This window comes from Leifsonia xyli, assembly GCA_001647635.1.
In the GTDB taxonomy this organism is placed as follows: domain Bacteria; phylum Actinomycetota; class Actinomycetes; order Actinomycetales; family Microbacteriaceae; genus Leifsonia; species Leifsonia xyli_A.
On the sequence record CP014761.1, the window covers coordinates 578,107 to 605,050 of the forward strand.

Genomic DNA, 26,944 nt, shown 5'->3' on the forward strand with positions numbered 1-26,944 from the left:
GCTCCTACCGCTGTCGGTCGTAGCGGCCGAAGCCGACCAGGATGTCGCGCTGGATCGCGAACATCTCGCGCTCCTCCGCCGGCTCGGCGTGATCGAAGCCGAGGAGGTGGAGGATGCCGTGCGTCGTCAGCAGCAGCAGCTCGTCTTGCAGGCTGTGACCGGCAGTCTCCGCCTGCACCTGCGCGACCTGCGGGCAGAGCACCACGTCGCCGAGGAGGCCGGCCGGGGACGGCTCCTCCTCGGTGCCCGGGCGCAGCTCGTCCATCGGGAAGCTGAGGACGTCGGTCGGGCCGGGCTCGTCCATCCACTGCACGTGCAGCTGCTCCATGGCCGCCTCGTCGACGAGCACGATCGCGAGCTCGGCGTCGGGGTGGACGTGCAGGATGTCGAACGCGTACGCGGCGAGCCGCTGCAGGGCGGACTCGTCCACCTCGATGGTCGACTCGTTGTTGATCTCGATGCTCACGGCGGGCCTTATCGTCGCTTCGGCAGGTGGTCTCGCGGCGAGCCGGAGCGCCGCTCGGCACGGTTGGCGAACTCGGCCGCCTGCTCGCGCTCGAAGTGGCGAGCCTGCTGACGCGCGTCGTATTCGGTGTAGGCGTCGACGATGCGGCCGACGAGGCTGTGACGCACGACGTCTTCGCTGGTGAGGCGGGCGAAGTGGATGTCGTCGATGTCGTTCAGGACGCGAGTCACCAGACGCAGGCCGCTCGCCGCGTTGGGCAGGTCGATCTGCGTGATGTCGCCGGTGACGACCATCTTCGAGTTGAAGCCGAGACGCGTCAGGAACATCTTCATCTGCTCCGGCGTCGTGTTCTGCGCCTCGTCGAGGATGATGAACGAGTCGTTCAACGTGCGCCCGCGCATGTACGCGAGCGGGGCGACCTCGATGGTGCCGGCCGCGAGCAGCTTGGGCACGAGGTCCGGGTCGAGCATCTCGTTGAGCGCGTCGTACAGCGGGCGGAGGTACGGGTCGATCTTGTCGGTCAGCGTGCCCGGCAGGTAGCCCAGCCGCTCGCCGGCCTCGACCGCGGGCCGCGTCAGGATGATGCGGTTGACCTCTTTGCGCTGCAGCGCCTGCACGGCCTTCGCCATCGCGAGGTAGGTCTTGCCGGTACCGGCGGGGCCGATCCCGAACACGATCGTGTTGTGGTCGATGGCGTCGACGTACTGGCTCTGCCCGAGCGTCTTCGGACGGATGCTCTTACCGCGAGCGGTCAGGATGGCCTGTCCGAGCACGTCGGACGGGCTCAGGTTGAGGTCGGTGCCGAGCATCTTGGCCGAGCTGGTGACCTCGGCGGGAGAGAGGTCCTGGCCGTTGCGGACCATCTGCAGCAGCTCCTCCACGAGCCGCTGCGCCGCGGCGACCTGCGGCGCGTCGCCTGTGAGGGTGATCTCGTTGCCGCGCACGTGCACGTTCACCAGGGGGTACTGGCGCTCCAGCGTCGTGAGGAGGCGGTCCTGCGGGCCGAGGAGACGGACCATCTGAACGCCGTCGACGCTGAGACGCGCCTCGGCGCCGGACTCGGCCGGGGTCGGCTGGGTGGATTCAGAGCTGGGCAAGTGATCCTTCCTGGAGGTCGCCGCTGAGGACGTGCGCGTGGACGTGGAACACGGTCTGTCCCGCGCCCGCGCCGGTGTTGAAGATGAGGCGGAAGTCGCCGTCCGAGTGCTCGTCGGCCAGCTTCTGCGCGGTGGCGACGACCTCGGCCAGCAGGGCCGGGTCGCCGGCGGCGAGCTCCGTGACATCGCGGTACTGCTCGGTCTTGGGCACGACGAGGAGGTGCACCGGAGCCTTCGGTGCGATGTCGCGGAACGCGATCACACGCTCCGAGTCGTACACCACGTCGGCCGGGATCTCGCCCGCGATGATGCGCGAGAAGATCGAGCGCTCTTCGTCTGCCATGTCTCCATCCTATTCGCGCGGGGTGACATGCGGCCGGGCTGTCCGCTGTCGGCGTGACCAGTCGCTGCGATTCGTGACGAATGGTCGCCGTTCGTCACGAATGGCTGCCATTCGTGACGGATCAGGGAGGCTACCAGCGCCCGAGGGCGGCGTTCAGCACCGCGAGGGCCGCGGGGCCGGCAGTGGAGGTGCGCAGCACGGTGTCGCCGAGTCGCACGAGCTGCGCCCCGGCAGCCCGGAACGCGTCGAGCTCCTGCGGCGCGATCCCGCCCTCCGGGCCGACGACGAGCACGAGGTCTCGGCCGTCCGGCTCGACACCGGTGAGCGGCGCCTCCGCGTCCGGTTCGAGCACGAGCACCCGAGCCCCGGACGCCACGGCCGCGATCTGCTTCGTCGTCGCGAGCTCGGCCACCTCGGGCGTCCACGCGCGGATCGACTGCTTCGCCGCCTCCCGCACGATCGTCGCCCAGCGCTCGCGACCCTTCGCGACCTTGGCGCCCTCCCAGCGCGAAACGGACCGGGACGCTGACCACGGCACCACCGCGTCCACGCCCAGCTCGGTCGCCGCCTGGATGGCCAGCTCGTCCCGGTCGCCCTTGGCGAGCGCCTGCACGAGGGTGATCGCCGGCGTCGGACGCGGGACGCGCGACACCGACTCCACGTCGATCGTCAGCTCGGTGTTCGTCGACACCAGCACCTCGCCGGAGGCCACCAGGCCGCGGCCGTTGCCGATGAGCACCGACTCCCCGGGCCGCGTGCGGTTCACGGTCGCGGCGTGCTTCGCCTCCGCGCCGGTCAGCGACAGCCGGCCGCCGACCTCGACATCGGCGAGGTCTTCGCGCAGGTAGAGCGACGCCACGGCTACAGGTTGAGGAACCGGTCGCGGAGCTTGGCGAACAGCCCCTGCTGGAAGTGCGCCAGCGACGGCTGCGACCCCTTGTAGGTGGAGGCGAACTTCTTGATCAGCTCCTTCTCCTTGTGGTCGAGCTTGGTGGGCGTGACCACCTGGATGCCGACCCGCAGGTCGCCGCGGCCGCTGCCGCGCAGGTGCGTGATGCCGCGGTCTTTCACCGTGACGATGTCGGCGGACTGCGTGCCCGGCTTGAGCTCGAGGCGGATGTCGCCGTCGAGCGCCTTCACCGTCGCGGTCGTGCCGAGGATCGCGTCCGTCATCGACAGCTCCAGCGTGCAGAGCAGGTCGTCGCCGTCGCGGCTGAACACCTCGTGGTGCTTCACCTTGATCTCGAGGTAGAGGTCGCCGTTGGGACCGCCGGCGGGGCCGGCCTCTCCGCTGCCGGGCATCTGCAGGCGGAGGCCCGTGTCGACGCCGGCGGGGATGTCCACCGGCACCGTGCGGCGCGCTCGCACGCGGCCCTGGCCCTGGCAGGTGACGCACGGGGTGGCGATGACCGTGCCGTAGCCGCGGCAGGTGCCGCACGGGCTGGAGGTCATCACGTTGCCGAGCAGCGAGCGCACGGACCGCTGGATGCTGCCCGTGCCGTGGCAGATGTCGCAGGTGACCGGCTGCGTACCCGGCTGGCAGCAGGAGCCGTTGCAGGTCTCGCAGACCACGGCCGTGTCCACCTCGAGGTCGCGGTGCGTGCCGAAGACGACCTCGTCGAGGTCGACCTCGACGCGCAGCAGCGCATCCTGACCCCGCTCGCGGCGCGACCGCGGACCACGGCCACCGCCGCCTCCCCCGCCGAAGAACGTCTCGAAGATGTCGCTGAAGCCGGCGAAGTCGGCCCCGCCCGCTCCGCCGAACCCGCCGGAGCCGCCCAGGTCGTACTGCTGGCGCTGCTGCGGGTCGCTGAGCACGTCGTACGCGTGCGTCACCAGCTTGAACCGCTCCTGCGCCTCGGCGCTGGGGTTCACATCCGGGTGCAGTTCGCGCGCGAGGCGGCGGTACGCCTTCTTGATCTCGTCGGGACTGGCGTCGCGCTCGACGCCGAGGACTTCGTAGTGGTCGGCCACGTGGGCTGTTCCTTCTTCTTTCGTCGTGCTGTCATTCGGGCTTCCGGCGGCCTACTGGTCGCCGAGCAGCCGGGAGAGGTAGCGGGCGACGGCGCGGACGGCCGCCATGTTGCCCGAGTAGTCCATGCGGAGCGGACCGAGCAGGCCCACGCGGGCCACATCCGCTCCCGCCGCACTGTAACCGCTGGAGAGGATGGATGCTTCCGTGAGCCCGAAACCGGCGTTCTCACGGCCGATGCTGACGGCCACGCCGTGCTGATCCGTCGCCATCTCGTCGAAGAGCCGCAGGAGCACCACCTGCTCCTCGATCGCCTCCAGCACCGGGGTGATGCTGCCCGGGAAGTCGAGCTCGGTGCGGACCAGGTTGGCCGCGCCCGCCATCACCAGCTTCTCCTGCCGGTTGGCGGCGATCTGGTCGAGCAGGGCGCTCGCGACGGGTTCGACCAGCGCGCGAGTGCGGTCGGTGAGCGCGGAGGGGAGGTCGCGCATCCGGGCGGTCGCCTCGGTCAGCGTCAGGCCGGCCACGGCGCCGTTGATCGCGCCGCGGATCTCGGCCACATCCTCGTCGCTCAGCTCGGCGGGCAGTTCGATGACCCGCTGCTCCACCGCGCCCGAATCGGTGATCAGGACGCTGAGCAGCCGCCGCGGCGCGAGAGCGACCAGCTCGATGTGCCGGATGCGCGAGCGCGTCACCGAGGGGTACTGCACCAGCGCGACCTGGTTGGTCAGCTGCGAGAGCAGGCGCACGGTGCGCGAGAGCACTTCGTCGAAGTCGCCGGACGCGCCGAGGAACGTCTCGATGGCGGTGCGCTGCGCGGTCGACAGCGGCCGCACTTCGGCCAGGTGGTCGACGAACAGGCGGTAGCCCTTGTCGGTGGGGACACGACCGGACGAGGTGTGCGGAGCCGCGATCAGCTCCTCCTCCTCCAGCAGCGCCATGTCGTTGCGGATGGTCGCCGCCGACACGCCGAAGGAGTGCCGCTCCACGATGCTTTTCGAGCCGACGGGCTCGCGCGACGCCACGTAATCCTGAACGATGACGCGCAGCACTTCGAGACTGCGTTCCGAGACCATGCCCGCCTCCCGTCGACCCATTAGCACTCGTGGTTCTTGAGTGCCAATCCTACCGCGAGGAAACGCGGTCAGGATGATTGTCGGCTGTGACACGGCGGCAGTACCGTATGTGCACCGGTTCGACGCGCGTCGCAACCGATCATGAAAGGGCTACGCCGATGTCAGACCCGAACCAGCCCGCCGACCCCGCCGGCGGCGTCCCCCCGCAGCAGCCGTACGCCTCCGCCCCTGCCGCCCCGCTGGACGCCGCGCAGGACAAGCAGTGGGCCGCCTTCGCCCACCTGGGAGGCATTCTCTGGATCCTCCCCTCCCTCATCATCTACCTCGTGTTCAAGGACCGGGGACGTCTCACCAACCAGGAGGCCAAGGAAGCCCTGAACTGGCAGATCACCTGGATCCTCGCGTGGATCGCCTCGCAGATCATCGGGATCATCATCGGCAGCTTCACCTACGGGATCGGCTACCTGCTCTTCGGCCTGCTCATCCCGTGGGCGCTGTACATCCTCAACCTGGTGTTCTCGATCCTCGGCTTCGTGCGTGTGAACAGCGGCGGCACCTACCGCTACCCGGTGAACTTCCGCTTCATCAAGTAACCGACGCGTTCAGACTCTTCTCAGCCTGGGGCTTCACGCCCTAGGCTGAGGCCGACCATGTCCACCCTGTAAAACAAGGGAGAACAGCACCATGTCCGCGACACCTCCGCCGCCCCCGCCGCAGCAGCCTTATGGCGGCGCCTCGCAGCAGCTCAGCCCGGCCGACGAGAAGCTCTGGGCCACCCTCATCCAGATCGGCGGCATCCTGTTCAGCTGGATCCCCGCGCTGATCGGGTACCTGGTGCTGAAGGACCGCGGTCCGTTCGTCCGGGCGCACGCCGCAACGGCCCTGAACTTCCAGATCACGATCTTCATCGCCTACGTCGTCGGCGGCATCCTCTCGATCGTCGTCATCGGCATCTTCATCATCATCGCCGCGTGGATCCTGGACATCGTGTTCAGCATCATCGCCGCGATCAAGGCGAACCAGGGCGAGTACTACACGTACCCGATCGCGATCAAGTTCGTCAGCTAGCGACCCCGGCCGCTCAGGCGGCCTCGTCCGCGAGCAGCCGGCGCACCACCGCGTCGGCCAGGAGCCGCCCCCGCAGGGTCAGCACGATCGATCCGCGGAGGGCGGCTCTTCCGTCCACCAGGCCGTCGGCTATCAGGCCGGGCACCTCGTGGCGCCCCGCGTCGCCCAGCTCCGCGGTCGACACGCCCTCCCGGATGCGGCTGAGCAGCAGCACGCGCTCGACGTGCCGCGTCCCGGCGTCGAGCGTCTCCCGCCCGGCCGCCGGCGACTCCCCCGCCAGCACGCGCTGCGCGTAGGCGGCGGGGTGCTTCACGTTCCACCAACGGACGCCGCCGACGTGGCTGTGCGCGCCCGGACCGATCCCCCACCAGTCGTGACCCAGCCAGTAGGCGAGGTTGTGGCGGGAGCGATGGGTCTGATCCGTCGCCCAGTTGCTGACCTCGTACCAGTCGTACCCGGCGTCGGCCAGGCGCTGGTCGGCCAGCTCGTACATGTCGGCCTCAAGGTCGTCGTCCGGCTCCGGGACCTGCCCGGAGCGGATCTGACGCGCCAGCTTGGTGCCCGGCTCGACGATGAGCGCGTACGCCGACAGGTGGTCCGGCCGGCAGGCCAGCGCGGTGTCGAGGCTCTGCGACCAGTCGTCGAGGGACTCCCCAGGCGTTCCGTAGATCAGGTCGAGGCTCACCTGGAGGCCGGCCTCGCGCGCCCAGCCGACCACGAGCGGGATGCGCGCCGGGTCGTGCGTGCGCTCCAGCGTCTCCAGGACGTGCGGGACGGCGGACTGCATCCCGAACGACACCCGCGTGAAGCCGGCGTCGGCGAGGCGGCGCAGGTCGTCCGCATCCACCGAGTCGGGGTTCGCCTCGGTCGTCACCTCGGCGCCGTCGGCGAGTCCCCAGGCGTCGCGGACAGCGCCCAGCATGGCCGCGAGGTCGCCCGGCGGGAGCAGAGTCGGGGTGCCGCCGCCGAAGAACACCGTGGAGACGGAGCGCTGCGGGAGGCCGCTGTCGCGCAGCACGCCGGCCGCGAACTCGACCTCGCGCACCGCGTGACCCGCGTACTCCGACTGGGACACCCCGCGTAGCTCGGTCGCCGTGTACGTATTGAAGTCGCAGTAGCCGCAGCGCACACGGCAGAACGGGACGTGCAGGTACACGCCGAAGTCGCGGTCGCGCGCGTCGTGTGCCGCGGATGCGGGGAGCAGGCCGTCGGCCGGGGCCGGGTCGCCCAGGGGCAGGGTGCTCGGCATCAGGCGGAGCTCGCGGGGTGGAGCGCGCGAAGGTACTTCGCGGTGTAGTGGCGCTGCATGAACGACAGCACGGGGAAGCCGAGGCGGTAGAACGCGTTCGACGGCCGCGAGAGCGCGCGGAGGACAAACCACACCGTCCCGTCGTCGTGCCGCTCGACCAGGAACAGCTCCTCGCCGCTCTCGGGATGCCCGTGCAGCGTCCCGTAGGCGAAGCCGCGCCGGTGCGGCTCATCGATCACGTAGACGACGCGGATGGGCGCGGACACCTTGAACGGACCGAACGGGATCTTCAGCACGGCGGTCATCCCATTGCGGACGAACGGGGTGCCGTCGTCGGCGAAGACGTCCTCCTCGGGCCGGTTGGCGCGCATCCGCATCGGGGTGCCGTCGGGCCCGAACTCGACGCCCTCGTACTGCACGCCGGTGCCCTCGTTCACGTCGGTGACGAGGATGCCGCTGCCCTTCTGCACTCCCCAGGCCATGAGCGCGGTCGCCGCGGCGTCGAAACGCTCGTCGCCGCTGCCCAGCCGGATGCTGCGCTCCAGCGGCTTGTAGCCCTTCGGCGGGTAGTACAGCAGATCCGCCGCCTGGGTGGCGCCGACCGCCCCGTACGTGACGGGTTGGTCGGTGAAGCTGGAGCGCCGCATGGCATCCATCTTCCGCCATCCGGCGCAGGTTCGCGAAACGGGGGTCTGGAGGTGGGGAGGTCGCCGTGCTGTAGTGGACGGGACTCGCAGTGAAGGGAGCACCCATGGGCAGGATCGTGCTGCAGGCGTTCATCACGCTCGACGGCGTGGTGCAGGGCGGCGGCGGACCGGAGGAGGACCCCTCGGGCGACTTCCCCTACGGCGGCTGGGCCCTGGCCTGGGACGCTGAGCACGACCACGACTCCGACGACTCGCTCGTGCTCGACTGGGAGAGCCGGACAGAGGCGCTGCTGCTCGGCCGCACGACCTACGACATCTGGGCGCGCTCGTGGGGCGTGTGGGAGGAGGACGCGCCGGGGCTGGAGGGCGAGCTGACCCGGCGCTACAACCGCATACCGAAGTACGTGGTGTCCCGCACCGTGACCGAGCTGGGTTGGCAGAACTCCTTCCTGCTCGGCCCGGACGTCGCCGATGAGGTCGCCCGGCTGCGCGACGAGATCGACGGCGAGATCCGCATCTGGGGCAGCACCGAGCTCGTGCGGACGCTCGCCGCGGCCGACCTCATCGACGAGTACCGGCTGATGGTCTACCCGCTGGTGCTCGGGACGGGGAAGAAGCTGTTCCCGGACGGCTTCCCGTACCAGCGGCTGACGCTGGAGTCGACCAGACCGCTGGCGTCGGGCGTGCTGGTCAACGTGTACCGGCGAGGGTGACCGCTACTCCTTGTGACCCTCGCGATTCGCCGAAAGTCGCGGACGCGCGACGATCTGCGTGACTCCAAGCAGCTCGATTCCCAGAAGCTTTCCGTGGCTGTCGACATCGAGGATGACGGAGAACGGGCCCAACTCCTCATCCTCGACGAGGATCTGACGGGCGGCCTCGCCAGGAGCGATGCGATCGAAGGAGATGTAGCCGGCGTCGGCCTGCGGGTCGTACGTCGTGTCGACGATGATCGAATCCATGGTTCGACACTAGCCAGTGCCGCGCAGACCGCTACTTCTTGTCTTTCTTCTCCGTGTCGCCGGAGAGCGCGGCGATGAAGGCCTCCTGGGGGACCTCGACGCGGCCGACCATCTTCATGCGCTTCTTGCCCTCCTTCTGCTTCTCGAGGAGCTTGCGCTTGCGGGTGATGTCGCCGCCGTAGCACTTGGCCAGGACGTCCTTGCGCATCGCGCGGATGTTCTCGCGCGCGATGATCCGGGCGCCGATCGCGGCCTGGATGGGGACCTCGAACTGCTGGCGCGGGATGAGCTCGCGCAGGCGAGAGGCCATCATCGTGCCGTACGCGTAGGCCTTGTCGCGGTGGACGATTGCGCTGAACGCGTCCACCGTCTCGCCCTGAAGGAGGATGTCGACCTTGACGAGGTCGGACTCCTGCTCGCCATACGGCTCGTAGTCGAGGGAGGCGTAGCCGGCCGTCTTGGACTTGAGCTGGTCGAAGAAGTCGAAGACGATCTCGCCGAGCGGCATCGTGTAACGGATCTCGACGCGGTCCTCGCCGAGGTACTCCATGCCGAGGAGGGAGCCGCGACGGCTCTGGCAGAGCTCCATGATGACGCCGACGTAGTCCTTCGGCGCGAGGATGGCCGCCTTCACGATCGGCTCCTCCACCTTGTCGATCTTGCCGCCGGGGAACTCGCTCGGGTTGGTGACCGTGACGGTCTTCTTATCCTCCGTCGTCACCTCGTAGATCACGCTCGGGGCGGTGGTGATGAGGTCGAGGCCGAACTCGCGCGACAGGCGCTCGGTGATGATCTCCAGGTGGAGCAGCCCGAGGAAGCCGCAGCGGAAGCCGAAACCGAGCGCCACCGACGTCTCGGGCTCGTAGACGAGCGCCGCGTCGGAGAGCTTCAGCTTGTCGAGCGCCTCGCGCAGCTCCGGGTAGTCACTGCCGTCGATCGGGTAGAGGCCGGAGAACACCATCGGCTTCGGCTCGGTGTAGCCGGGCAGCGCCTCGGTGGCGGGCTTCGCAGCGGAGGTGATCGTGTCACCGACCTTCGACTGGCGGACGTCCTTCACGCCGGTGATCAGGTAGCCGACCTCGCCGACGCCGAGGCCCTTCGACGGGGTCGGCTCAGGCGAGGATACGCCGATCTCGAGGATCTCGTGCGTCGCCCGCGTCGACATCATCTGGATGCGCTCACGCGGCTGCAGCTTGCCGTCGACCATGCGGACGTACGTGACGACACCGCGGTAGCTGTCGTAGACGGAGTCGAAGATCATCGCGCGGGCGGGGGCATCGGCCACGCCGACCGGCGCGGGGATCTCGGCGACCACGCGGTCGAGCAGCGCCTCGACGCCCATGCCGGTCTTGCCCGAGACGCGCAGGACGTCGTCCGGCTTGCCGCCGATGAGGCTGGCGAGCTCTTCCGCGTACTTGTCGGGGTCGGCCGCGGGGAGATCGATCTTGTTGAGCACCGGGATGATCGTCAGGTCGTTCTCAAGCGCGAGGTACAGGTTCGCGAGGGTCTGCGCCTCGATGCCCTGGGCCGCGTCCACGAGGAGGATGGCGCCCTCGCACGCGGCGAGCGACCGGGACACCTCGTAGGTGAAGTCGACGTGCCCGGGGGTGTCGATCATGTTGAGGGCGAACGTGTCGCCGTCGACCGACCAGGGCATGCGGACCGCCTGGCTCTTGATGGTGATGCCGCGCTCGCGCTCGATGTCCATGCGGTCGAGGTACTGCGCACGCATGTCGCGGTCGGAGACCACGCCGGTGATCTGCAGCATGCGGTCGGCCAGCGTCGACTTGCCGTGGTCGATGTGCGCGATGATGCAGAAGTTGCGCAGGGAGGCCGGGTCGGTCGCGGCGGGCTCGAGGGCCTGAAGAGCTCGTGGTGACATCGTCCGGCCATTCTCCCATGAACCCCCGGCCCGCGAACGCACGGCCCGGGCGCGCGCTCAGGCGAAGCGCTCCGCGCGCTCCACGACCTGCCCCTGGCCGTCCTCGAAGCGGTAGACCTCTGCGCCCTGGATGAAGACGCGCTCCGCACGCGAGTTGACGTCGAGCGGGTCGCCCGACCAGACCACGACGTCGCCGTCGAGACCCGGGGTCAGCGAGCCGACCCGGTCATCGAGGCGCAGGAACGCCGCCGGGTTGACGGTCAGCGCCTCCAGCGCGGTCTCGCGCGGGAGCCCGTCTTTCACCGCGAGGGCGGCCTGGTAGATGAGGAAGTTGATCGGCACCACCGGGTGGTCGGTCGTGATCGCGACCCGCACGCCCGCCTTCGCGAGCACAGCGAGATTGGCGATGGCCCGGTCGCGCAGCTCGACCTTCGACCGCGAGGTGAACATCGGCCCGAAGATGACCGGGATGTCGCGTTCGGCCAGCACGTCGGCGATCTTGTGAGCCTCGGTGCCGTGGTTCACGACGAGGCGGTACCCGAACTCGTCGGCCAGCCGCAGGGCGGTCGCGATGTCGTCGTGGCGGTGCGTGTGCTGGTCCCAGGCCAGCTCGCCGTCGAGGACGCGCACCAGCGTCTCCTTGGAGAGGTCGCGGTCGAACGGCTTGCCCTCGGCCGCAGCGCTGTCGCGCACCGCTCGGTAGTTCTGCGCCGCGACGAACGCCTCCCGGATGATCATCGCGACGCCCAGGCGCGTGCTCGGCGTCTGGTTCTTGCCGCCGTAGACCCGCTTCGGGTTCTCGCCGAGCGCGGACTTCACGCTCACGGCCTCGTGGATGACCTGCTCGTCGATGATGCGGCCGCCCCACGTCTTGATGGCGACCGTCTGGCCGCCGATCGGGTTGCCGGACCCGGGCTTGACCACCACCGAGGTGACACCTCCCGAGAGAGCGTCGCGGAAGCCCTCGTCGTCGATGTTGATGGCGTCGATCGCCCGCACCGCAGCGGTGTTCGGCGTCGTCATCTCGTTCGTGTCGTCGCCTGCGGGGCCGTTCGCCTCCTCGTGGATGCCGACGTGGCCGTGCGACTCGATGAATCCCGGGAGCACCCACTTGCCGGCTGCATCCGCGACCTCCACGCCGCCGGGCACCGTGACCTCGTCGGCCGTGCCGACCGCCTCGATGACGCCGTCCCTGACCAGGACGACGCCGTTCTCGATGGGCTCGTGCGAGACCGGGACGACATAACCGTTGACGATGGCGATGGTGGAAGAAGTCATGGATCGAGCCTACGCGCGGCGCGAGCCGCATCCACCGACGGAGGCGAATCTGGGGAATGCGGGCTCTCCACAGACGTTGTGGACAGCTATGACCATCCTTCTGACCGGCGCGACCGGCTTCATCGGCTCCTCCGTCCTCCCCCGCCTTCTCGACGAAGGCCATCCCGTCATCACACTCGTGCGCGACGCCGAGAAGGCCGCAGCGGTCAAAGCCGCCGGCGCCACCGCGCTGATCGGAGACGCAATGGACGCGGCCCTCGTCGAGCGGGCTGCGCGCGAGAGCGACGGCGTCATCCACCTGGCATCGTCGAAGGACGTGGACGCGGTGCTCGTGCCGGCGGTCCTGGCGGGATTGGCCGGATCGGGCAAGCCGTTCGTCCACACCGGCGGCGTCTGGACCTACGGCTCCAACGACGACATCGTCGAGGACTCCCCCGTCGCACCGCCGGCGCTCACCGCCTGGCGCGGAGATGCGGAGGCGGTCGTCCTCGAGGCGGACGGCGTGCGGGGCATCGTCGTCGTCCCCTCGATCGTGTACGGCCACGGCAAGGGCCTCGCCAACGTGATCGTGGACGCGCCGCGCGGGACCGGCGTTGAGGCCCTGCGGCTGATCGGCGACGGCTCGCAGCACTGGGCGACCGTGCACGTCGACGACCTCGCAGCGCTCTACGTGCTCGCGCTCGAGCAGGGCACGGCGGGTGCGACGTACATCGGCGCGGGCGGTCAGAACCCGACCGTGCGCGAGCTCGGCGAGGCCGCCGCACAGGCCGCGGGAGTCGCGGGGGGTGTGGTTGCGGAGTCCGTCGAGGAGTCGCGGTCGCGGCTCGGCGAACAGCTCGCGGACGCTCTGCTCCTCGACCAGCAGGCGCGCGGGACGAAGGCGCGGATCGACCTCGGCTGGGAGCCGAACGGCCCGTCGCTGCTGGAGGAGCTGCTCGTCGGCACGTACGCGCCCGCCCGCGTCTAGCGCATAGGCGTCGGGTTTTGGCGTGATGCGCAGGGCGCTGGTAGAGTTGTTTGTTGGCTTGCGTGTGGATGTGTCCGCACGAAACGCCGCAAGGCGCCCTCTCCGCTGAGCGGCACATCCCTAACTCACTCAGAAACGAAAGTGACCACTCGTGGCAAACATCAAGTCGCAGATCAAGCGCAACCGCACGAACAAGAAGGCGCAGGAGCGCAACAAGGCCGTCAAGAGCGAGCTCAAGACCGCCATCCGCGCCACCCGTGAGGCCGTCGTGGCGGGCGACAAGGAGAAGGCGACCGCGGCGCTGCGTCTCGCCGCCAAGAAGATCGACAAGGCGGCCAGCAAGGGCGTCATCCACAAGAACCAGGCGGCGAACCGCAAGTCTGCGATCGCCAAGCAGGTCGCCGCGCTCTAAGCGACGACCGACCGCGGGACCTGTCCCGCGCCGCTAGCGAGCCCCCGCTCAGGACCACGGTCCGGGCGGGGGCTCGCTGCATGTGCGGGAGGCGGTGAACGGCGGCGGGCGTTCTCAGTCGCGGCCGCGGGCGCTCACGATGCGGATCATGCGCTCGAGCGCGAACACCGGGTCACGGCCGCCGCCCTTGACGTTGGCGTCCGTCTCGGCGAGCAGCTCGATGCAGCGGCCGAGGCCGTCTTCCGTCCACCCCTGCAGGTCGCGGCGGGCGCGGTCGACCTGCCACGGCGCGAGGCCGAATTGCTGTGCCAGCTGGCCGGAGCCGCCGCGCGAGCCGGAGATCTTCGCCATCGTCCGGATCTTGCTGGCGAAAGCGGCCACCATCGGGACGGGATCTGCGCCGGAGGCGAGCGCGTGGCGCATCGTGACCAGCGCCTCGCCGTGCCGTCCGGCGATCGCGGCGTCGGCCACCTGGAAGGCGTTCGTCTCGACGCGGCCGCCGTAGTACTTGTCGACGGTCGCCTCGGTGATCTGCTCGGCGGAGTCGGACAGCAGCTGCTGACAGGCCGCCGCCAGTTCGGCGAGGTCGTCGGAGAAGGCCGAGGTGATCGCACGGAGCGCACCCGGAGTGACCTTGCGGCCGGCCGCGGCGAACTCGGCCTGGACGAAGTCGTACTTCTCGGCGTCCTTCTTGAGCTCGGCGCACACGATCTCGATGCCGCCGCCCGTGCCGGCGCGGATCGCGTCGAGCAGCTTCTTGCCGCGCACTCCCCCGCCATGACGGAGGGTGACGACCGTACCGTCGGCCGGCCCATTCAGGTAGTCGAGCATGTCGGCGAGGAACGCGTCGTTGCACTTCTCGACGGCCTCGACCCGGATGAGCCGCGGCTCGCCGAACAGGGAGGGGCTCGCGACGGTGAGGAGCTCGCCCGGCGCGTAGTCACCGGCGTGCAGATCGCTGATCTCGAGGCTCGGATCGTCGGCCTTGAGGGCATCGCGGAGCGTGCGGACCGCACGGTCGGCGAGGAAGCCCTCCGACCCGGTGACGAGCACGACCGGCGCCGAGCGCACCTGGTTCCATGGGAGCTGCGGAATGGCGCTGGCCGCCGCGCGCGCCTTGGTCGCTCCGCCTCTGCTGCCGCCTCGGGTCGCCACGTGTCTCCTCGCTGGTCTGCGGCCAGGGATAGTCCCGGCGCCGCCTTCCCAGGATACGGGCGACCACCGTCAGCGGAGGCAGCGGTGCGTTCGCTCCAGACTCGGAGACCCGACGAACCTGCGGAGACCAGGATCATCCCGCGTTCGTCCGTCCGGACCGGCATGGTGCCGGCGTCGGCGAGCATGCGGAGGGCCGATGCCGTCGGGTGACCGTAGCCGTTCCGCGCGCCGACGGAGACCAGGCCGACCCGGGCGCCGAGCGCACGGTAGAGCCGCGGGCTCTGGTCGGCGGAGCCGTGGTGGGCGACCTTCACCACGTCGACCTGGCGAACGGCGCGGGTGGCCAGGACTGCATCCTGAGCCTGCTCCCCCAGGTCGCCGAGGAAGAGCGAGCGGATGCCGCCGCCTTCGGCTTCGAGAGTGATGCTGCCGGCGTTGCCGATGCCGGCGTCGGGAGACACGGACGCGCTGGGAGCCGGCGGCCAGAGCAGGCGCCAGGTCGTCGAGCCCAGGCGTCCGGCCATCCCCGCGTACCCTCGTTCGACGGGAACCCGCGCCTCGGTCAGCACGCGGAGGGTGCGCTCGTCCGCGTCTCGCGCGGGCACCTGGGTGATCGCCCGCCGGACCCGCGACGCCACACCGGCGACTCCGCCCACATGGTCGGCGTCGAAGTGCGTCAGCACGAGCACCTCGATCGAGGAGATCCCGAGCCGATCGAGGCACGCGGCGGCGGGTTCGGGATGCCTCCCGACGTCGATCATCGCCACCGCGTCGCCCTCGCGCACCAGGACGCCGTCGCCCTGCCCGACATCGCAGGCGGCGATGCGCCAGTCACCGGGGATTGCCAGGGCACGGCCGACCGCTCCACCTCCGAGAACAGCGACATAGGCGACCGTCCCGGCGCACAGAGCGACCGCCGCCACGACTGCGAGCAGCCGTGGCGCGCCGCGCATCACCACCAGGACCACGGCGACCAGCACGGCCGCGCACAGCACGACGCCGACGACTCCGGGGACCCACGGCAGCGCACCGCCCGGCAGGCCGCTCGCGGCGGTGGCGACCTGTGCGATCCAGGCGGACGGGATCCACGCGAGGCGTACGAGGAGATCGCCCAGACCGGGTGCCCACGGCAGCACGGCGCAGGCGAGGCAGCCCAGCACGGTCGCCACCGGAGCGGCCGGCTCGGCGAGGAGATTAGCCGGGATGCCCCACAGCGGAAGGGACGGCGTCAGCTGGATGAGCACCGGCTGGCATGCGAGCTGCGCTGCGGTCGGCACGGCGATCGCGATGGCGAGCGACCGCGGCATCCAGCGGCTCAGCACCCTGCTGAGCGGCCCGGCGAGTACGAGCAGCCCCGCGGTGGCGAGGATCGACAATGCGAAGCCGTAGTCGCGGGCGAGCCAGGGGTCGTGCACCAGGAGCACCACGGCCGCGAGCGAGAGCGCGGGCACGCCGTCGGACGGACGACCCCGCGCAAGGGCGAGGAGCAGCACACCGGCCATCGCGGCCGCCCGGATGACGCTCGGTCCGGGGCCCACCAGCCCCACGAAGGCCGCCAGCGCGAGCGCGGCGAGCCCGATCCGGAGTCGCCGCCCTGCGCCCACGGCCCGCGCGACGAGGAAGACGAGGCCGATGACGAGCGCACAGTTCGCGCCGGAGACCGCGGTGAGATGGCTGAGCGAGGACGCCTTCATCGCGTCGCCGAGCTCGGGCGGCAGCGACGTCTCGTCTCCGATCGCGAGCCCGGGCAGGAGGGCACCGCCGTCGCCCGGCGTCCGGGAGGCGGATTCCGCGAACGCCGTGCGGACGGTTGCCGCCCACGCCAGCCATGGCGGGGGTTCCCGCTCGACAGCGGGCGGTTCACCGGCAACGGTGCGTACCGTGTAGGTGGTCGCTTCGCCGGGGTCGTTGTGGAGGATCGTTCCGTGAACGCGGACCACGGCGCCGTTGGCCAGGAGACGCGCATCACCCACTTGCGCGTCGAACTGCAGGATGACGGGCACGTTCGGCGACGAGTCGATGGTGGTGCCGCGGGCCGACCAGCGCGGCCCACTGCCGAGACCGCTCGAGATGCGCTGAGGTGTGCGTTCGATGCGCACGTGGAGGTCGACCGTGTCACGGTCGCGCGCGGCGGCGTCGAGGACGCTGCTCTCCCGGCCGGGGCTGTGCACCGCGACGACCGCAGCCCCGAGGGCCACTGCGGCGAGAACGGTCGCCGCCGCGGCGATGCGACCGCGACGCGGAACGACCGCCGCGAACCCGAGACACACCAGCGCCCCGGCACCCGCGGCAAGCGCGGCCCATGCAGCCGCGGACGGCCCACCGATGAGCACCGCGCAGGCGATCCACAGCCCGGTGGCGGGCAGCGCGAGGCGGAGGTCCGGCATCACACCGCCACCCGATCCTTGAGACCGTCGAACAGCTTCTGACCGATGCCGGAGACCTTCAGGAGGTCTGTCACCGCGGCGAAGCGGCCGTTCGCCTGTCGCCAGTCCAGGATGCGCTGGGCGAGCGCTGGCCCGATGCGCGGAAGCGTCTCGAGATCGGCCTGAGCCGCGGTGTTGAGGTTGACGATCCCGCCAGTGGCTCCCGCGCCTGCGGTCCCGCCGGCGGCTGTCGCCGGAGGCGGCGCTTCCCCAATGCGCAGAACCACGAGCTGCTCACCGTCGGCGACGGGGCGCGCGAGGTTGACGGCGGCGGGGTCCGCGTCCTCCGTCAGCCCACCGGCCGCCGCGACGGCGTCGAGCACGCGCGACCCGGCAGGGAGCGAGGCGATGCCCGGCTTCCGCACCGCCCCGGTGACGTGGACCAGCACCTTTCCGCCCGCATCCGAAGCGCCGGCAGACGGTGTGAAGGCTGAGCCGGTGGCCGTCGCTGCCGTCGGCACCGGGACCTCGCTCCCGCCTTGCGCCGCAGCCGACACGAGCACCCCGACGACCGCCACCAGGATGACCAGCACCACCGCGGCCCCCACCCCGATGCGCACGCGCCCCGGCCGACCGAGCGGCGCATCGTCACGAGACGATGCAGGCTCAGCGTCGGCGGGAGATTCGGCTCGGTGTCGCATCCCTCCACGCTAGAAACGCGTCGACCCCAGCACGCCGGACCGCGGAAATCTGTGGAGAGACGACGACGGCCGCGGCCTGTGCACAACCGCGCCTCAGACACCGCCCAGCAGGCTCACCATCCAGGCGATGGCGACGGCACCGCCGAGGATCAACAGGCATCCCCCGATTGACGCCAGGAACACGAACAGCCCACGAAGCGCGCGTCGGCCGCCGAGCGTGTCGGTATCGAAGGTCCTCGCCGAGATCTTGTCGAGGTTGGGCGCGACGATCGACACGTACGGTTCCTGCGGGTCCGCGGGCAGTCCGTAGGGGAGCGGCTCCCCGCCTTCGTCACCACGGCGCGGGCTCGCCGTCACCGGATGCGCTCCGCCTTGAACCGCCGCCGCTCGGCCTTCGCCGCCGCGAAGAAGCGGCGCGAGCTCGGCAGCCAGAGCAGAACGGCGGATGCGACCGAGGCGATCAGTCCCACGACGCCCCACGCCACCCCGAGACCATCGGGAGTCGCGAACAGCGAGGGAGCTGTCACTACGCCGAGAACCGCCGACGCGGCGACGACCACCCGCGCCCACCCACGACCGCGGAGGACGGATCGGGCGACGACCAGCCAGAGAACCGCGCCGAAAACCACGATCGCGAACGTGAAGATCACCGTGCCGATCACGCCCTCCGGCGTCAGCTGCATCCACCGGCCGTTGCGCTGGAACCAGCGGGCGTGCTGAGCGACATACGCCCCCCAGTCCGTCGTCACAGCGCGGATGACCTGCTGGACCACCCCGACCGCCAACGTCGCGAGGGTGATCCAGACGCTCAGTCGAACACTTCTGGGAGGCGACAGCCACGCTTCGAACCGCTGCCAGCGGGGCGCAGCGACGAGCGACCGGGTCAGCGCGTCGGATCGTGGCACGTTCGAATGCTACCGTCGCGCCGCGCCCGGCCGCCGATTCAGGTCAGAAGACCCGGATCAGCCGCGCGGCTTCGTCGCGATGTTCACCAGCCGCGGAGCGCGCACGATGACGTTCACAATCTCGCGGTCGCCCACCGACCGGATGACCGCCTCCGACTGCCGCGCCAACGACTCCAGGTCGTCGGACGCGATCTTCGGGGAGACCTCCAGACGGTCGCGCACCTTGCCGTCGACCTGGACGATCGCGGTCACCGACTCCTCGATCAGGAGGGTCGGGTCGGGCTTGCGCCACTGCGCCAGCGCCACCGACGGCTCGTAGCCCAGCTTCGCCCACATGTCCTCGGCGGTGTAGGGCGAGAACAGGTTCAGCGCCATGGCGACGACCTCGGCGGCCTCGCGGACGGCGGCATCGGCGGGGCCGGCTCCCGAGTCGATGGTCTTGCGGGTCGCGTTGACCAGCTCCATCAGGCGGGCGACGACGACGTTGAACTTGAACGACTCGACCAGGCCAGGAGCGTCGGCCAGGAAGCGGTGCGTGACCCGGCGCAGGGCCGCGTCCCCCGTCTTCCAGACAACGTCGGGGGCGCTCGTCACGTCGTCCGCGATGCGCCAGGCGCGCGCCAGGAACTTCGCCGAGCCGGACGGCGACACGTCGGCCCAGTCGATGTCGTCCTCCGGAGGTCCGGCGAACGCCATCGTCAGGCGCACCGCGTCCACACCGTGCTCGTCCAGCTGCTCGGACAGCTTCACCAGGTTGCCGCGCGACTTCGACATCGCGGAGCCGTCCATCAGCACCAGCCCTTGGTTCAGCAGCGCCGTGAACGGCTCCGTGAACGAGATGTAGCCCAGGTCGAACAGCACCTTGGTGATGAAGCGCGCGTACAGCAGGTGCAGGATGGCGTGCGTCACGCCGCCGACGTACTGGTCGACCGGCGCCCACTTCTCGGCGTCGCGCGGGTCGAACGCCTGCGTGTCGTCGTTCGGGTTCAGGAAGCGCAGGAAGTACCAGGAGCTGTCGACGAACGTGTCCATCGTGTCCGTGTCGCGCTTCGCCGGGCCGCCGCAGTTCGGGCAGGAGACGTTGACCCAGTCGGTCGCCGCACCCAGCGGGCTCGTGCCCTTCGGCTGCAGGTCCAGGCCCTCCGCCAGCGGCAGCAGCACGGGCAGGTCGGCCTCGGGCACCGGCACCTCGCCGCACTCCTCGCAATGGATGATCGGGATGGGCGTGCCCCAGTAGCGCTGACGCGAGATCAGCCAGTCGCGCAGACGGAAGTTCTTGGCCGGCGCGCCCAGGTGCGACGCCTGCAGCGCCTCGGTGACGCGACGGATCGCGTTCGACTTGCTCAGCCCGTCGAACGGCCCGGAGTTGATCGACCGGCCCTCGCCGGTCAGCGCGACGCCCGTCTCGGACGGGTTGGACAGCTCCACGTCGTCCGGCAGGATCGGCTCGCCGGTCTCGGGGTCCGTGTGGATGACCGGGATGGCGCCGGTCACCGGCTGCGTGGTGTCCACCACGACGCGCACCGGCAGGTCGAACGCGCGGGCGAAGTCCAGGTCGCGCTGGTCGTGCGCAGGCACGGCCATGATCGCGCCGTGACCGTAGTCGCTCAGCACGTAGTCGGCCGCCCAGATCGGCAGCTTCTCGCCGGTCAGCGGATTGATCGCGTGCCGCTCCAGGAAGACGCCGGTCTTCTCGCGCTCGGTGCTCAGACGGTCCATCTCGGTGGTGCCGCGGACGACGTCCAGGTAGTCGTCGAACCGCTTCTTGACCTCGGGACGCGCATCCTTCACCAGCTCGGCGGCCAGGTCGGAATCGGGGGCGACCACCATGAAGGTGACGCCGTACAGGGTGTCCGGGCGGGTGGTGTAGACCGTCACCGGCTCGTCGCGGCCCTCGATCTGGAAGGTGACGTCCGCACCGGTCGAGCGCCCGATCCAGTTGCGCTGCATCGAGATGACCTTGGACGGCCAGGCACCCTCCAGCTGGTTCAGGTCGTCCAGCAGGCGGTCCGCGTAGTCGGTGATGCGGAAGTACCACTGGGTCAGCTTCTTCTTGGTGACCAGGTTGTCGCAGCGCTCACAGCGGCCGTTGACGACCTGCTCGTTCGCCAGCACCGTCTGGTCGAAGGGACACCAGTTGACCTGGCTCGCCTTGCGATACGCCAGGCCCTTCTCGTACAGCTTCAGGAACAGCCACTGGTTCCAGCGGTAGTAGCCGGGGTCGCTCGTCTGCAGCACGCGGTCCCAGTCGAAGCTGGGCGCATAGCGGCGCATGCTCGCCTTCTGCTGGGCGATGTTGTCGTTGGTCCAGCCGGCCGGGTCCAGGCCGCGCTTGATCGCAGCGTTCTCCGCGGGCAGGCCGAAGGAGTCCCAGCCGATCGGGTGCAGCACGTTGAAGCCCTGCTGACGCCAGTAGCGGGCGATGACGTCACCCAGCGCGTACGCCTCGGCGTGGCCCATGTGCAGGTCGCCCGACGGGTACGGGAACATGTCGAGGATGTACTTGCGCGGTCGCTTGTCGGCGGGGTCGTCGGTCGCGAACGGGCGCAGCTCCTCCCACACCGGGAGCCACTTCTCCTGGATGGCCGCGAAGTCGTACTGCCCGCGCTCGGGCTGCGTCTGCTCGTCGTGCTGGTCTGACACGTGACTCTCAATCTCGGTTCCGTCGTGCCGCCGCCAGGATGCGGGACGGCACGGAAGAGGTCCGGGCGACAGGGCCCGGGTCTCCAGAGTACTAAACGTCGGACGCGTCCAGACCGTTCCCAGCGCGCTCCCGGTTCGCCTACGGCGTGATTCCGGCGGCCGCGAGTACCGCCGCGGCCTTCACGCGGACCTCCTCCAGCTCGTCCTCCGGCACCGACAGCGCGGTGATCCCGCCGCCCGCGCCGACGGTGGCGACGCCGTTCGAGAAGTGGATGCTGCGGATCACCATGGCGAGGTCGGCGCTGCCGTCGACGCCGAGGTAGCCGAAGCATCCCGCGAACGCGCCGCGTGGGGCGCCCTCCAGCCGGTTCAGAATGCGCATGGCGCTGAGCTTGGGCGCACCGGTCATCGACCCGGCCGGGAAGCACGCGGCCACCGCATCCACGGCTCCGAGGCCCGGGCGCAGCGTCCCCTCGACCGTGGAGACGAGCTGGTGGACCTGCGCGTAGCTCTCCACGGCGAGCAGATGGCTGACCTCGACCGAACCGGTCACGCAGACGCGCCCGAGGTCGTTGCGCATCAGGTCGACGATCATGACGTTCTCGGCGCGCTCCTTCTCGCTGGCCTCGAGCTCGGCGCGCAGCTCGACGTCGGCGACGACAGTCGCGCCGCGCGGGCGGGTGCCCTTGATGGGACGGGTGCGGACGCGCCGGCCGTCGACGCGGAGGAACTCCTCCGGCGAGGAGCTGACGAGCACGTCGCCGCCGATCCGGAGGAACCCCGCGTAGGGGGCGGGGCTCGCGCTGCGCAGGCGGAGGTGGACGGCGAGCGGGTCCGCGTCCGTGCGGCCTTGCACGCGGTTGGTGAGGCACAGCTGGTAGGCGTCCCCGGCGCGGATGGCGTCTTGGCAGGCGGCGATGAGCGCGAGGTAGGCGGCGGCGTCATGGCGCCAGGTCGCTGGAGCGGGATGGATGGGGTGGGCTACTTCGTAGACGGCTGCGGCGCCGGGGGCGGTGCGAAGGCGGGATGCGGTGGTGCGGACCCACGCGCGCGAGCCCGGCGCGTCGAGGGCGACCACGTCGACCGTGCGAGCGGAGTGGTCGAACGCGATCAGGCGGTCGACGAAGAGGAGGGCGGCGTCCGGGGCGTCGGAGGCGGCGATGGGTGCGCCGGCCGCGGTGGCGCCCGCCTCGTACCCGAGCCGGCCCCACCAGCCGAGCGGGTAGCCACCGGTCTCGGGATGCGGACGCTCCCGGAGGTCGTCGCGCAGCGCGTCCAGGATGCCGCCCGGCCGGGTCTCGCCGCCGAGCGTGACCGTACCGTTCGCGACGTCGGCCGTCGCCGTGACCGTCCCGGTGCCGATGAAGGAGCGCCCGGTCACCGCATCCGGGCCGCTGTCGAGCCAGACGGCGTCCACGTCGGCGCGGCCGAACAGGGTCGCGAACGCGTCCGCCGGATCGACCCAGGCGTCGAGCCGGTGAACACGGAGCGGATGGACCACCGCACTAGCCTAGGCGAGTGGATGCACGCAGCACCGGTCCCGTGAACACCCTCGCCGACTGGGCGGAGGGCGCGCTGCGCGTGCGCGACGACTGCGAGGTGGTCGAGACGGAACTGCTGGGGGCGGATTCGTTCCTGGTCCGGCACGGGCGCGTCCTGGCGCTCGGGCTGCATCGGGCGCGCTTCGTCGAGACCGTGCGCGAGCAGGGCTACGCGGGCGGCGACCTGGAGGCGTTCTGGGATGCCGCGATCGCGTCGGTGCCCCGGGAGGGTGCGTGGTTCCCGCGGTTCGAGCTGGTGCGAGCGCGGGAGGCGTTGCGGCTGCGGTTCCGGCTGCGGCCTGCACCGGCGCTGACCGAGTCCCTGGTCGTGGCGACCGCGGACGCGGACCCGCGGCAGGTTCCGCACCTCAAGGGTCCGGACATCGACCGGCTGAGCGCGCTGCGACAGCGGGCGCAGCGGGTCGGAGCGCAGGAGGCGGTCATCCTGGACGGCGGACGCGTGTCCGATGGGGCGACCTCGGCGTTGCTGTGGTGGCGGAACGGCACGCTGTTCGCGCCGCCGTTCTCCCTCCCCCGCGTCGACAGCGTGGCCGCGCGGACCGTGCGAGGCATCGCAGCGGCGGTCGGCGTGCCGGTCGAGGAGGAGGCGGTGCGGCCGTCCGAGCTCGACGGCGCGGTGCTGTGGGCGGTCAACGCGCTGCACGGGATCCGGGCGGTCACGTCGTGGGTCGACGGCCCGGCGCTGGCGCTCGACCCGGCCCGCACCGACGCATGGCGCGCCCGCTTCGCCGCGCTCGCCCGCCCGCTGCCCTGACCCCGCGTCGTCCCCGCCCCCGCGATCGATGGGTCGCAACACGCCGTTACGCGCGCTCGATAACGGCGTGTTGCGACCCGTGGATGGGGCGGTTGGGCCCCGGGGCGGTCAGGCGACGAGGGCGCCGTGCTCGAGGCGGAGGGTGCGGTCGACGAGGTCGGCGGGGAGGTCGGCGTGCGAGATCAGCAGGACGGTGCGGCCGTCCTCGGCGGCGGTGGTGAGCACGTCGCGGACGATCGCGTCCGCGGCCGCCGCGTCGACGTTGGCGGTGGGCTCGTCCACCACCAGCACCGGGAAGTCGGCCAGGAGCGCCCGGGCGAGCGCGATCCGCTGCGCCTGACCGCCCGAGACCAGCGCGCCGCGCTCGCCGACGGCAGCGCCCAGGCCGCCGCGCTCGACCACCCATTCGCGGAGGCCGACGCGGTCGAGGACGGCCAGGAGCTCGTCGTCCGTCGCCGTCTCCCGCGCGAACAGCAGGTTCTGCCGCACGTCGGCGTCGAAGAGGTACGGACGCTGCTCCACGACTCCGACCACGCGGCGGACGTCGTCCTGCCGGAACCGCGCCACGTCGCCACCACCGAGGCGGTAGTCGCCGGTGTGGTCGATCAGCCGGGTCAGGACGTGCACGAGGGCGGTCTTGCCCGCGCCGGTCGGCCCGGTGAGCAGGACGCGCTCCCCCGGCGCGAGCCTGAGCGTCACGTCGCGCAGCACCGGCGCCTCCGCATCCGGCCAGTGTGCGGACACTTCGTCGAGGACGACCTCCGGCGCGCCGGTCCGGCCGGCCCGCAGCGGCAGCGCGTCCGCCGCGTCCACCAGGATGCCGTCCGGCACCACCGCGGGCGCGGCGGACGCGATCCGCTCGGCGCTCGCGCGGACGCTGCGCCACGCGCCGAACGCGAGCGGCACCGTCCCGAACACCTCGAACACCGCGATCGGCAGCAGCGCGACGACCGCCAGCCCCGGCGCGGATACCGCCCCGCCGCCGAGAGCCGGCACACCCACTGCCAGCGCCCACACCGTGGCACCGCCCGCGAGCAACGACACCGCGCCCGCCGTCACGCCCAGCCCGATGGCCCGCGACCGCGCCGCGGCCGTCAGGCGTTCGCTCGCCTCGCGCACCCGCCGCTCCCCCGCCTCCAACGCGCCGAACGCGGTCAGCACGTCGAGGTTCGCGACCAGGTCGTGCAGCGCGTCGTTGAGGTCGGCGCGCAGGGACGCGATGCGCCGCTCGGCGGTCCCGGCCGCCCAGCGGTTGAGCAGCACGCCGGCGCCGAGCGCGACCGCGAGCATGACAAGCAGTCCGAGGCCGGCTGCCGGCAGCACCAGGAACGCGACGACGACACTGCCCGCGACCACGATCCCGGCTGTGACCAGGGGCTGGATGACGCGGAGCGCCACGTTCTGCAGTTCGTCGACGTCGTCGGCGAGGCTCGTGAGCAGATCGCCCGAGCGGATGCCGCGGAGGCCGTCGGGGGCGAGCGGCTCGAGCCGGGCGTACAGCCGCGACCGGACGGTTCCGAGCTGCCGGAACGCCGCATCATGACCCGCCAGCCGCTCCAGGTAGCGGAAGAACGCCCGCCCGAGGGCGAAGGCGCGCACGCCGACCACGGCCATCGACAGGTACATCATCGCGGGCTGCTCCGACGCCCGCGTGATCAGCCACGCCGACACCCCGAGCAGCGCGACGGCGCTCGCGCCGCTCAGCGCGCCGAAGCCGATCGCCGTCCAGAGCCGCCCCGCGGCGGGACTGCCAGACGCAGGATGCGGCGCACCTCCGCAGCGTCCACGACGGCCACCGACCCACCCACCTCAGACACGCGACACCTCCGCCTCCATCGTCAGCATGGCATCCGCCGCCTCCGCCACCGCGTCCCGGTGGCTCACCACCAGCACCGCCGTGCCTTCCCGCGCGATCCGGCGCAGCGACTCCAGCAGCCGCGCCTCGGTCGCCGCGTCGAGCGCGGAGGTCGGCTCGTCCAGAATGAGGACGGCGCACTGCCGCGACCGCAGCCGGTACAGGGCCCGCGCCACCGCGACACGCTGCGCCTGCCCGCCCGAGAGCCCGGCGCCGCCCGCGTCCACCGGCGTCGACGGGTCCAGTTCCCCGGCCGCCGCTTCCCGCAGCGCCGAGGCAACGAGCGACGACGACGGCGACGGGTCGCCGAGCGCGACGTTGGACGCGATCGTCCCGGCCATCAGCCCGCTCTTCTGACCCGCCCACGCGATCCCCGAGCGCCGCGCGGACACCTCGGCCCGTCCATCCACCAGGATGCGTCCCTCCTGCGGCACGAACCCGAGCGCCGCCGCCACGAGGCTCGACTTGCCGCTCCCGCTCGGCGCGCGCAGCACCGCCAGGGTCCCCGGCGCCACGGCGGCGCTGAAGGCGCCGACCACCTCCCGGCCGTCGTACCCGATGGACACACCGTCGAAGACCAGCCCCCGCGACCCGTTCGACGAGACGACCGCGGGCGACGCGGCCGCCCCTTCCGCCTCCTCGATGATCGCGAACGCGTTCGTCGCCGCCTCGATCCCCTCGGTCGCCGCGTGGTACGCCGCGCCGACGTTCCGCAGCGGCAGGAACGCCTCGGGCGCGAGCAGCAGCACGAACAGCCCGACGGACAGGTCGAGCGAGCCGCCGAGCAGCCGCAGCCCGATCGTGACGGCTATCACCGCGACCGACAGGCTCGCCGCCAGCTCGAGCACGAACCCGGAGAGGAACGACATCCGCAGCACCTTCATCGTGTGCACGCGGTACTGCTCGCTCACCTCGTGGATCCGCGCCTCCTGCCGGTGCTGCCGCCCGAACAGCTTCAGCGTCGAGAGGCCGGCCACGACATCCAGGAACGCGCTCGACAGCCGGGACAGCGCGGCCCACTGGCGCTGCTGCGCAGCCTGCGTCGCCCAGCCGACGAGCACCATGAACAGCGGGATGAGCGGCAGCGTCACCATGAGGATGATGCCGCTGGTGAGATCCCGCCAGCCGATGACCAGCACGAGCAGCGGCATCGCCACCGCCGTCGCGATCAGCTGCGGCAGGTACTTCGCGAAGTAGCCGTCCAGCGCCTCCATGCCGCGGCCCGCGACCAGCGTGACCTCGGCGGTGCTGCGGCGGGAGACCCATCCCGGTCCCAGCCGGCCGATGGATGCGACCAGCCGCTCCCGCAGCTGCCCGACCACCCGCGCGCCCCCGCGCGACGACACGGCCTCCACCGCCCAGAACAGCACCGCCCGTACGGCGACGACGACACCGAGGAGGACGAGGGTGCCGCTCAGCGCCGACACCGGCTCCCCCGCGATCGCCCGCACCACCACGTCCGTCACCAGCCACGCGAACGCGACGACGGTCGCCGTCTGCAGCACGGAGAGCAGGGCACCGGCAGCGAGCGTGCTGCGGGTCGCGGACGCGTAGCGGAGGAGGCGCGGGTCAAGCGGGCGCATG

The 26,944-nt window shown here is 71.0% G+C and carries 23 protein-coding genes and 2 pseudogenes; 6 read left to right on the forward strand and 19 right to left on the reverse strand.

Annotated features, from left to right (window positions below):
- Positions 1-4 precede the first annotated feature (4 nt).
- The 6 genes from A0130_02925 to A0130_02950 all read right to left on the reverse strand — a co-directional run bounded on the left by A0130_02925 (position 5) and on the right by A0130_02950 (position 4,954).
- Positions 5-466 (reverse strand): rRNA maturation RNase YbeY, encoded by a 462-nt coding sequence (locus A0130_02925; GenBank protein ID ANF30774.1) that lies wholly within the window; start codon positions 464-466, stop codon positions 5-7.
- A gap of 8 nt (positions 467-474) precedes the next feature.
- Entirely contained in the window at positions 475-1,563 is a 1,089-nt protein-coding gene (locus A0130_02930) for a phosphate starvation-inducible protein PhoH (GenBank protein ID ANF30775.1), read from the reverse strand.
- The gene (locus A0130_02935; GenBank protein ID ANF30776.1) at positions 1,550-1,906 is read right to left on the reverse strand and encodes a histidine triad nucleotide-binding protein; all 357 of its coding nucleotides are present in this window, start codon (positions 1,904-1,906) and stop codon (positions 1,550-1,552) included. The genes A0130_02930 and A0130_02935 overlap by 14 nt, the downstream gene beginning before the upstream one ends.
- Positions 1,907-2,036: 130 nt before the next feature.
- Entirely contained in the window at positions 2,037-2,765 is a 729-nt protein-coding gene (locus tag A0130_02940; GenBank protein ID ANF30777.1) for a 16S rRNA (uracil(1498)-N(3))-methyltransferase, read from the reverse strand.
- Between the two features lie 2 nt (positions 2,766-2,767).
- Complete coding sequence (locus A0130_02945) at positions 2,768-3,880, reverse strand: molecular chaperone DnaJ (GenBank protein ANF30778.1); 1,113 nt, start codon at positions 3,878-3,880, stop codon at positions 2,768-2,770.
- A gap of 51 nt (positions 3,881-3,931) precedes the next feature.
- Entirely contained in the window at positions 3,932-4,954 is a 1,023-nt protein-coding gene (locus A0130_02950) for a heat-inducible transcriptional repressor HrcA (protein ANF30779.1), read from the reverse strand.
- 158 nt (positions 4,955-5,112) lie between these two features.
- Here A0130_02950 and A0130_02955 point away from each other — a divergent pair, with 158 nt between their 5' ends.
- Entirely contained in the window at positions 5,113-5,547 is a 435-nt protein-coding gene (locus A0130_02955; protein ID ANF30780.1) for a hypothetical protein, read from the forward strand.
- A gap of 91 nt (positions 5,548-5,638) precedes the next feature.
- Positions 5,639-6,022 carry a hypothetical protein gene (locus A0130_02960; protein ID ANF30781.1) on the forward strand — a complete coding sequence of 128 codons (384 nt, stop codon included), beginning with the start codon at positions 5,639-5,641 and terminating at the stop codon, positions 6,020-6,022.
- A gap of 13 nt (positions 6,023-6,035) precedes the next feature.
- On the opposite strand, the gene A0130_02965 is transcribed toward A0130_02960, so the two are convergent.
- Both A0130_02965 and A0130_02970 read right to left on the reverse strand, forming a co-directional pair.
- On the reverse strand, positions 6,036-7,271 hold the full coding sequence (locus A0130_02965) for a coproporphyrinogen III oxidase (protein ID ANF30782.1): 1,236 nt from the start codon (positions 7,269-7,271) through the stop codon (positions 6,036-6,038).
- Entirely contained in the window at positions 7,271-7,918 is a 648-nt protein-coding gene (locus A0130_02970; GenBank protein ANF33266.1) for a hypothetical protein, read from the reverse strand. The genes A0130_02965 and A0130_02970 overlap by 1 nt, the downstream gene beginning before the upstream one ends.
- Before the next feature lie 104 nt (positions 7,919-8,022).
- On the opposite strand from A0130_02970, the pseudogene A0130_02975 reads away from it, so the two are divergent.
- Positions 8,023-8,628 (forward strand): annotated as a pseudogene (locus A0130_02975) (hypothetical protein).
- A gap of 6 nt (positions 8,629-8,634) precedes the next feature.
- Here the strand turns inward: A0130_02975 and A0130_02980 are convergent.
- The 3 genes from A0130_02980 to A0130_02990 are packed head-to-tail and all read right to left on the reverse strand — an operon-like array spanning position 8,635 to position 12,040.
- Positions 8,635-8,880 carry a hypothetical protein gene (locus A0130_02980; GenBank protein ID ANF30783.1) on the reverse strand — a complete coding sequence of 82 codons (246 nt, stop codon included), beginning with the start codon at positions 8,878-8,880 and terminating at the stop codon, positions 8,635-8,637.
- Positions 8,881-8,911: 31 nt separating this feature from the next.
- Positions 8,912-10,762: an elongation factor 4 gene (locus A0130_02985; GenBank protein ID ANF30784.1), complete on the reverse strand. Its 1,851-nt coding sequence runs from the start codon at positions 10,760-10,762 to the stop codon at positions 8,912-8,914.
- A 57-nt stretch (positions 10,763-10,819) separates the two neighbouring features.
- Positions 10,820-12,040 (reverse strand): amidohydrolase, encoded by a 1,221-nt coding sequence (locus tag A0130_02990; GenBank protein ANF30785.1) that lies wholly within the window; start codon positions 12,038-12,040, stop codon positions 10,820-10,822.
- Between the two features lie 88 nt (positions 12,041-12,128).
- Here A0130_02990 and A0130_02995 point away from each other — a divergent pair, with 88 nt between their 5' ends.
- Both A0130_02995 and A0130_03000 read left to right on the forward strand, forming a co-directional pair.
- Positions 12,129-13,007: an epimerase gene (locus A0130_02995; protein ANF30786.1), complete on the forward strand. Its 879-nt coding sequence runs from the start codon at positions 12,129-12,131 to the stop codon at positions 13,005-13,007.
- Between the two features lie 151 nt (positions 13,008-13,158).
- Positions 13,159-13,419, forward strand: coding sequence for a 30S ribosomal protein S20 (locus A0130_03000; protein ID ANF30787.1), 261 nt, complete (start codon positions 13,159-13,161; stop codon positions 13,417-13,419).
- A 114-nt stretch (positions 13,420-13,533) separates the two neighbouring features.
- On the opposite strand, the gene A0130_03005 is transcribed toward A0130_03000, so the two are convergent.
- The 6 genes from A0130_03005 to A0130_03030 all read right to left on the reverse strand — a co-directional run bounded on the left by A0130_03005 (position 13,534) and on the right by A0130_03030 (position 22,690).
- On the reverse strand, positions 13,534-14,574 hold the full coding sequence (locus A0130_03005; protein ID ANF30788.1) for a DNA polymerase III subunit delta: 1,041 nt from the start codon (positions 14,572-14,574) through the stop codon (positions 13,534-13,536).
- Between the two features lie 2,386 nt (positions 14,575-16,960).
- Positions 16,961-17,641, reverse strand: coding sequence for a hypothetical protein (locus tag A0130_03010; GenBank protein ANF30789.1), 681 nt, complete (start codon positions 17,639-17,641; stop codon positions 16,961-16,963).
- A 93-nt stretch (positions 17,642-17,734) separates the two neighbouring features.
- The gene (locus A0130_03015) at positions 17,735-17,998 is read right to left on the reverse strand and encodes a hypothetical protein (protein ANF30790.1); all 264 of its coding nucleotides are present in this window, start codon (positions 17,996-17,998) and stop codon (positions 17,735-17,737) included.
- On the reverse strand, positions 17,995-18,414 hold the full coding sequence (locus A0130_03020; protein ANF30791.1) for a hypothetical protein: 420 nt from the start codon (positions 18,412-18,414) through the stop codon (positions 17,995-17,997). Before A0130_03020 ends, A0130_03015 begins: the two co-directional genes overlap by 4 nt.
- 189 nt (positions 18,415-18,603) lie before the next feature.
- A complete protein-coding gene (locus A0130_03025; GenBank protein ANF30792.1) occupies positions 18,604-21,189 on the reverse strand; it encodes a leucine--tRNA ligase in 2,586 nt (861 codons plus the stop codon).
- 139 nt (positions 21,190-21,328) lie between these two features.
- Complete coding sequence (locus tag A0130_03030) at positions 21,329-22,690, reverse strand: anthranilate synthase (GenBank protein ANF30793.1); 1,362 nt, start codon at positions 22,688-22,690, stop codon at positions 21,329-21,331.
- 17 nt (positions 22,691-22,707) lie between these two features.
- On the opposite strand from A0130_03030, the gene A0130_03035 reads away from it, so the two are divergent.
- Positions 22,708-23,505, forward strand: coding sequence for a hypothetical protein (locus tag A0130_03035; GenBank protein ANF30794.1), 798 nt, complete (start codon positions 22,708-22,710; stop codon positions 23,503-23,505).
- A 108-nt stretch (positions 23,506-23,613) separates the two neighbouring features.
- On the opposite strand, the pseudogene A0130_03040 reads toward A0130_03035, so the two are convergent.
- Together A0130_03040 and A0130_03045 are read right to left on the reverse strand one after the other, a co-directional pair.
- Positions 23,614-25,277: pseudogene (locus A0130_03040) on the reverse strand (thiol reductant ABC exporter subunit CydC).
- Between the two features lie 37 nt (positions 25,278-25,314).
- On the reverse strand, positions 25,315-26,943 hold the full coding sequence (locus tag A0130_03045) for a thiol reductant ABC exporter subunit CydD (protein ID ANF30795.1): 1,629 nt from the start codon (positions 26,941-26,943) through the stop codon (positions 25,315-25,317).
- Position 26,944: the final 1 nt, after the last annotated feature.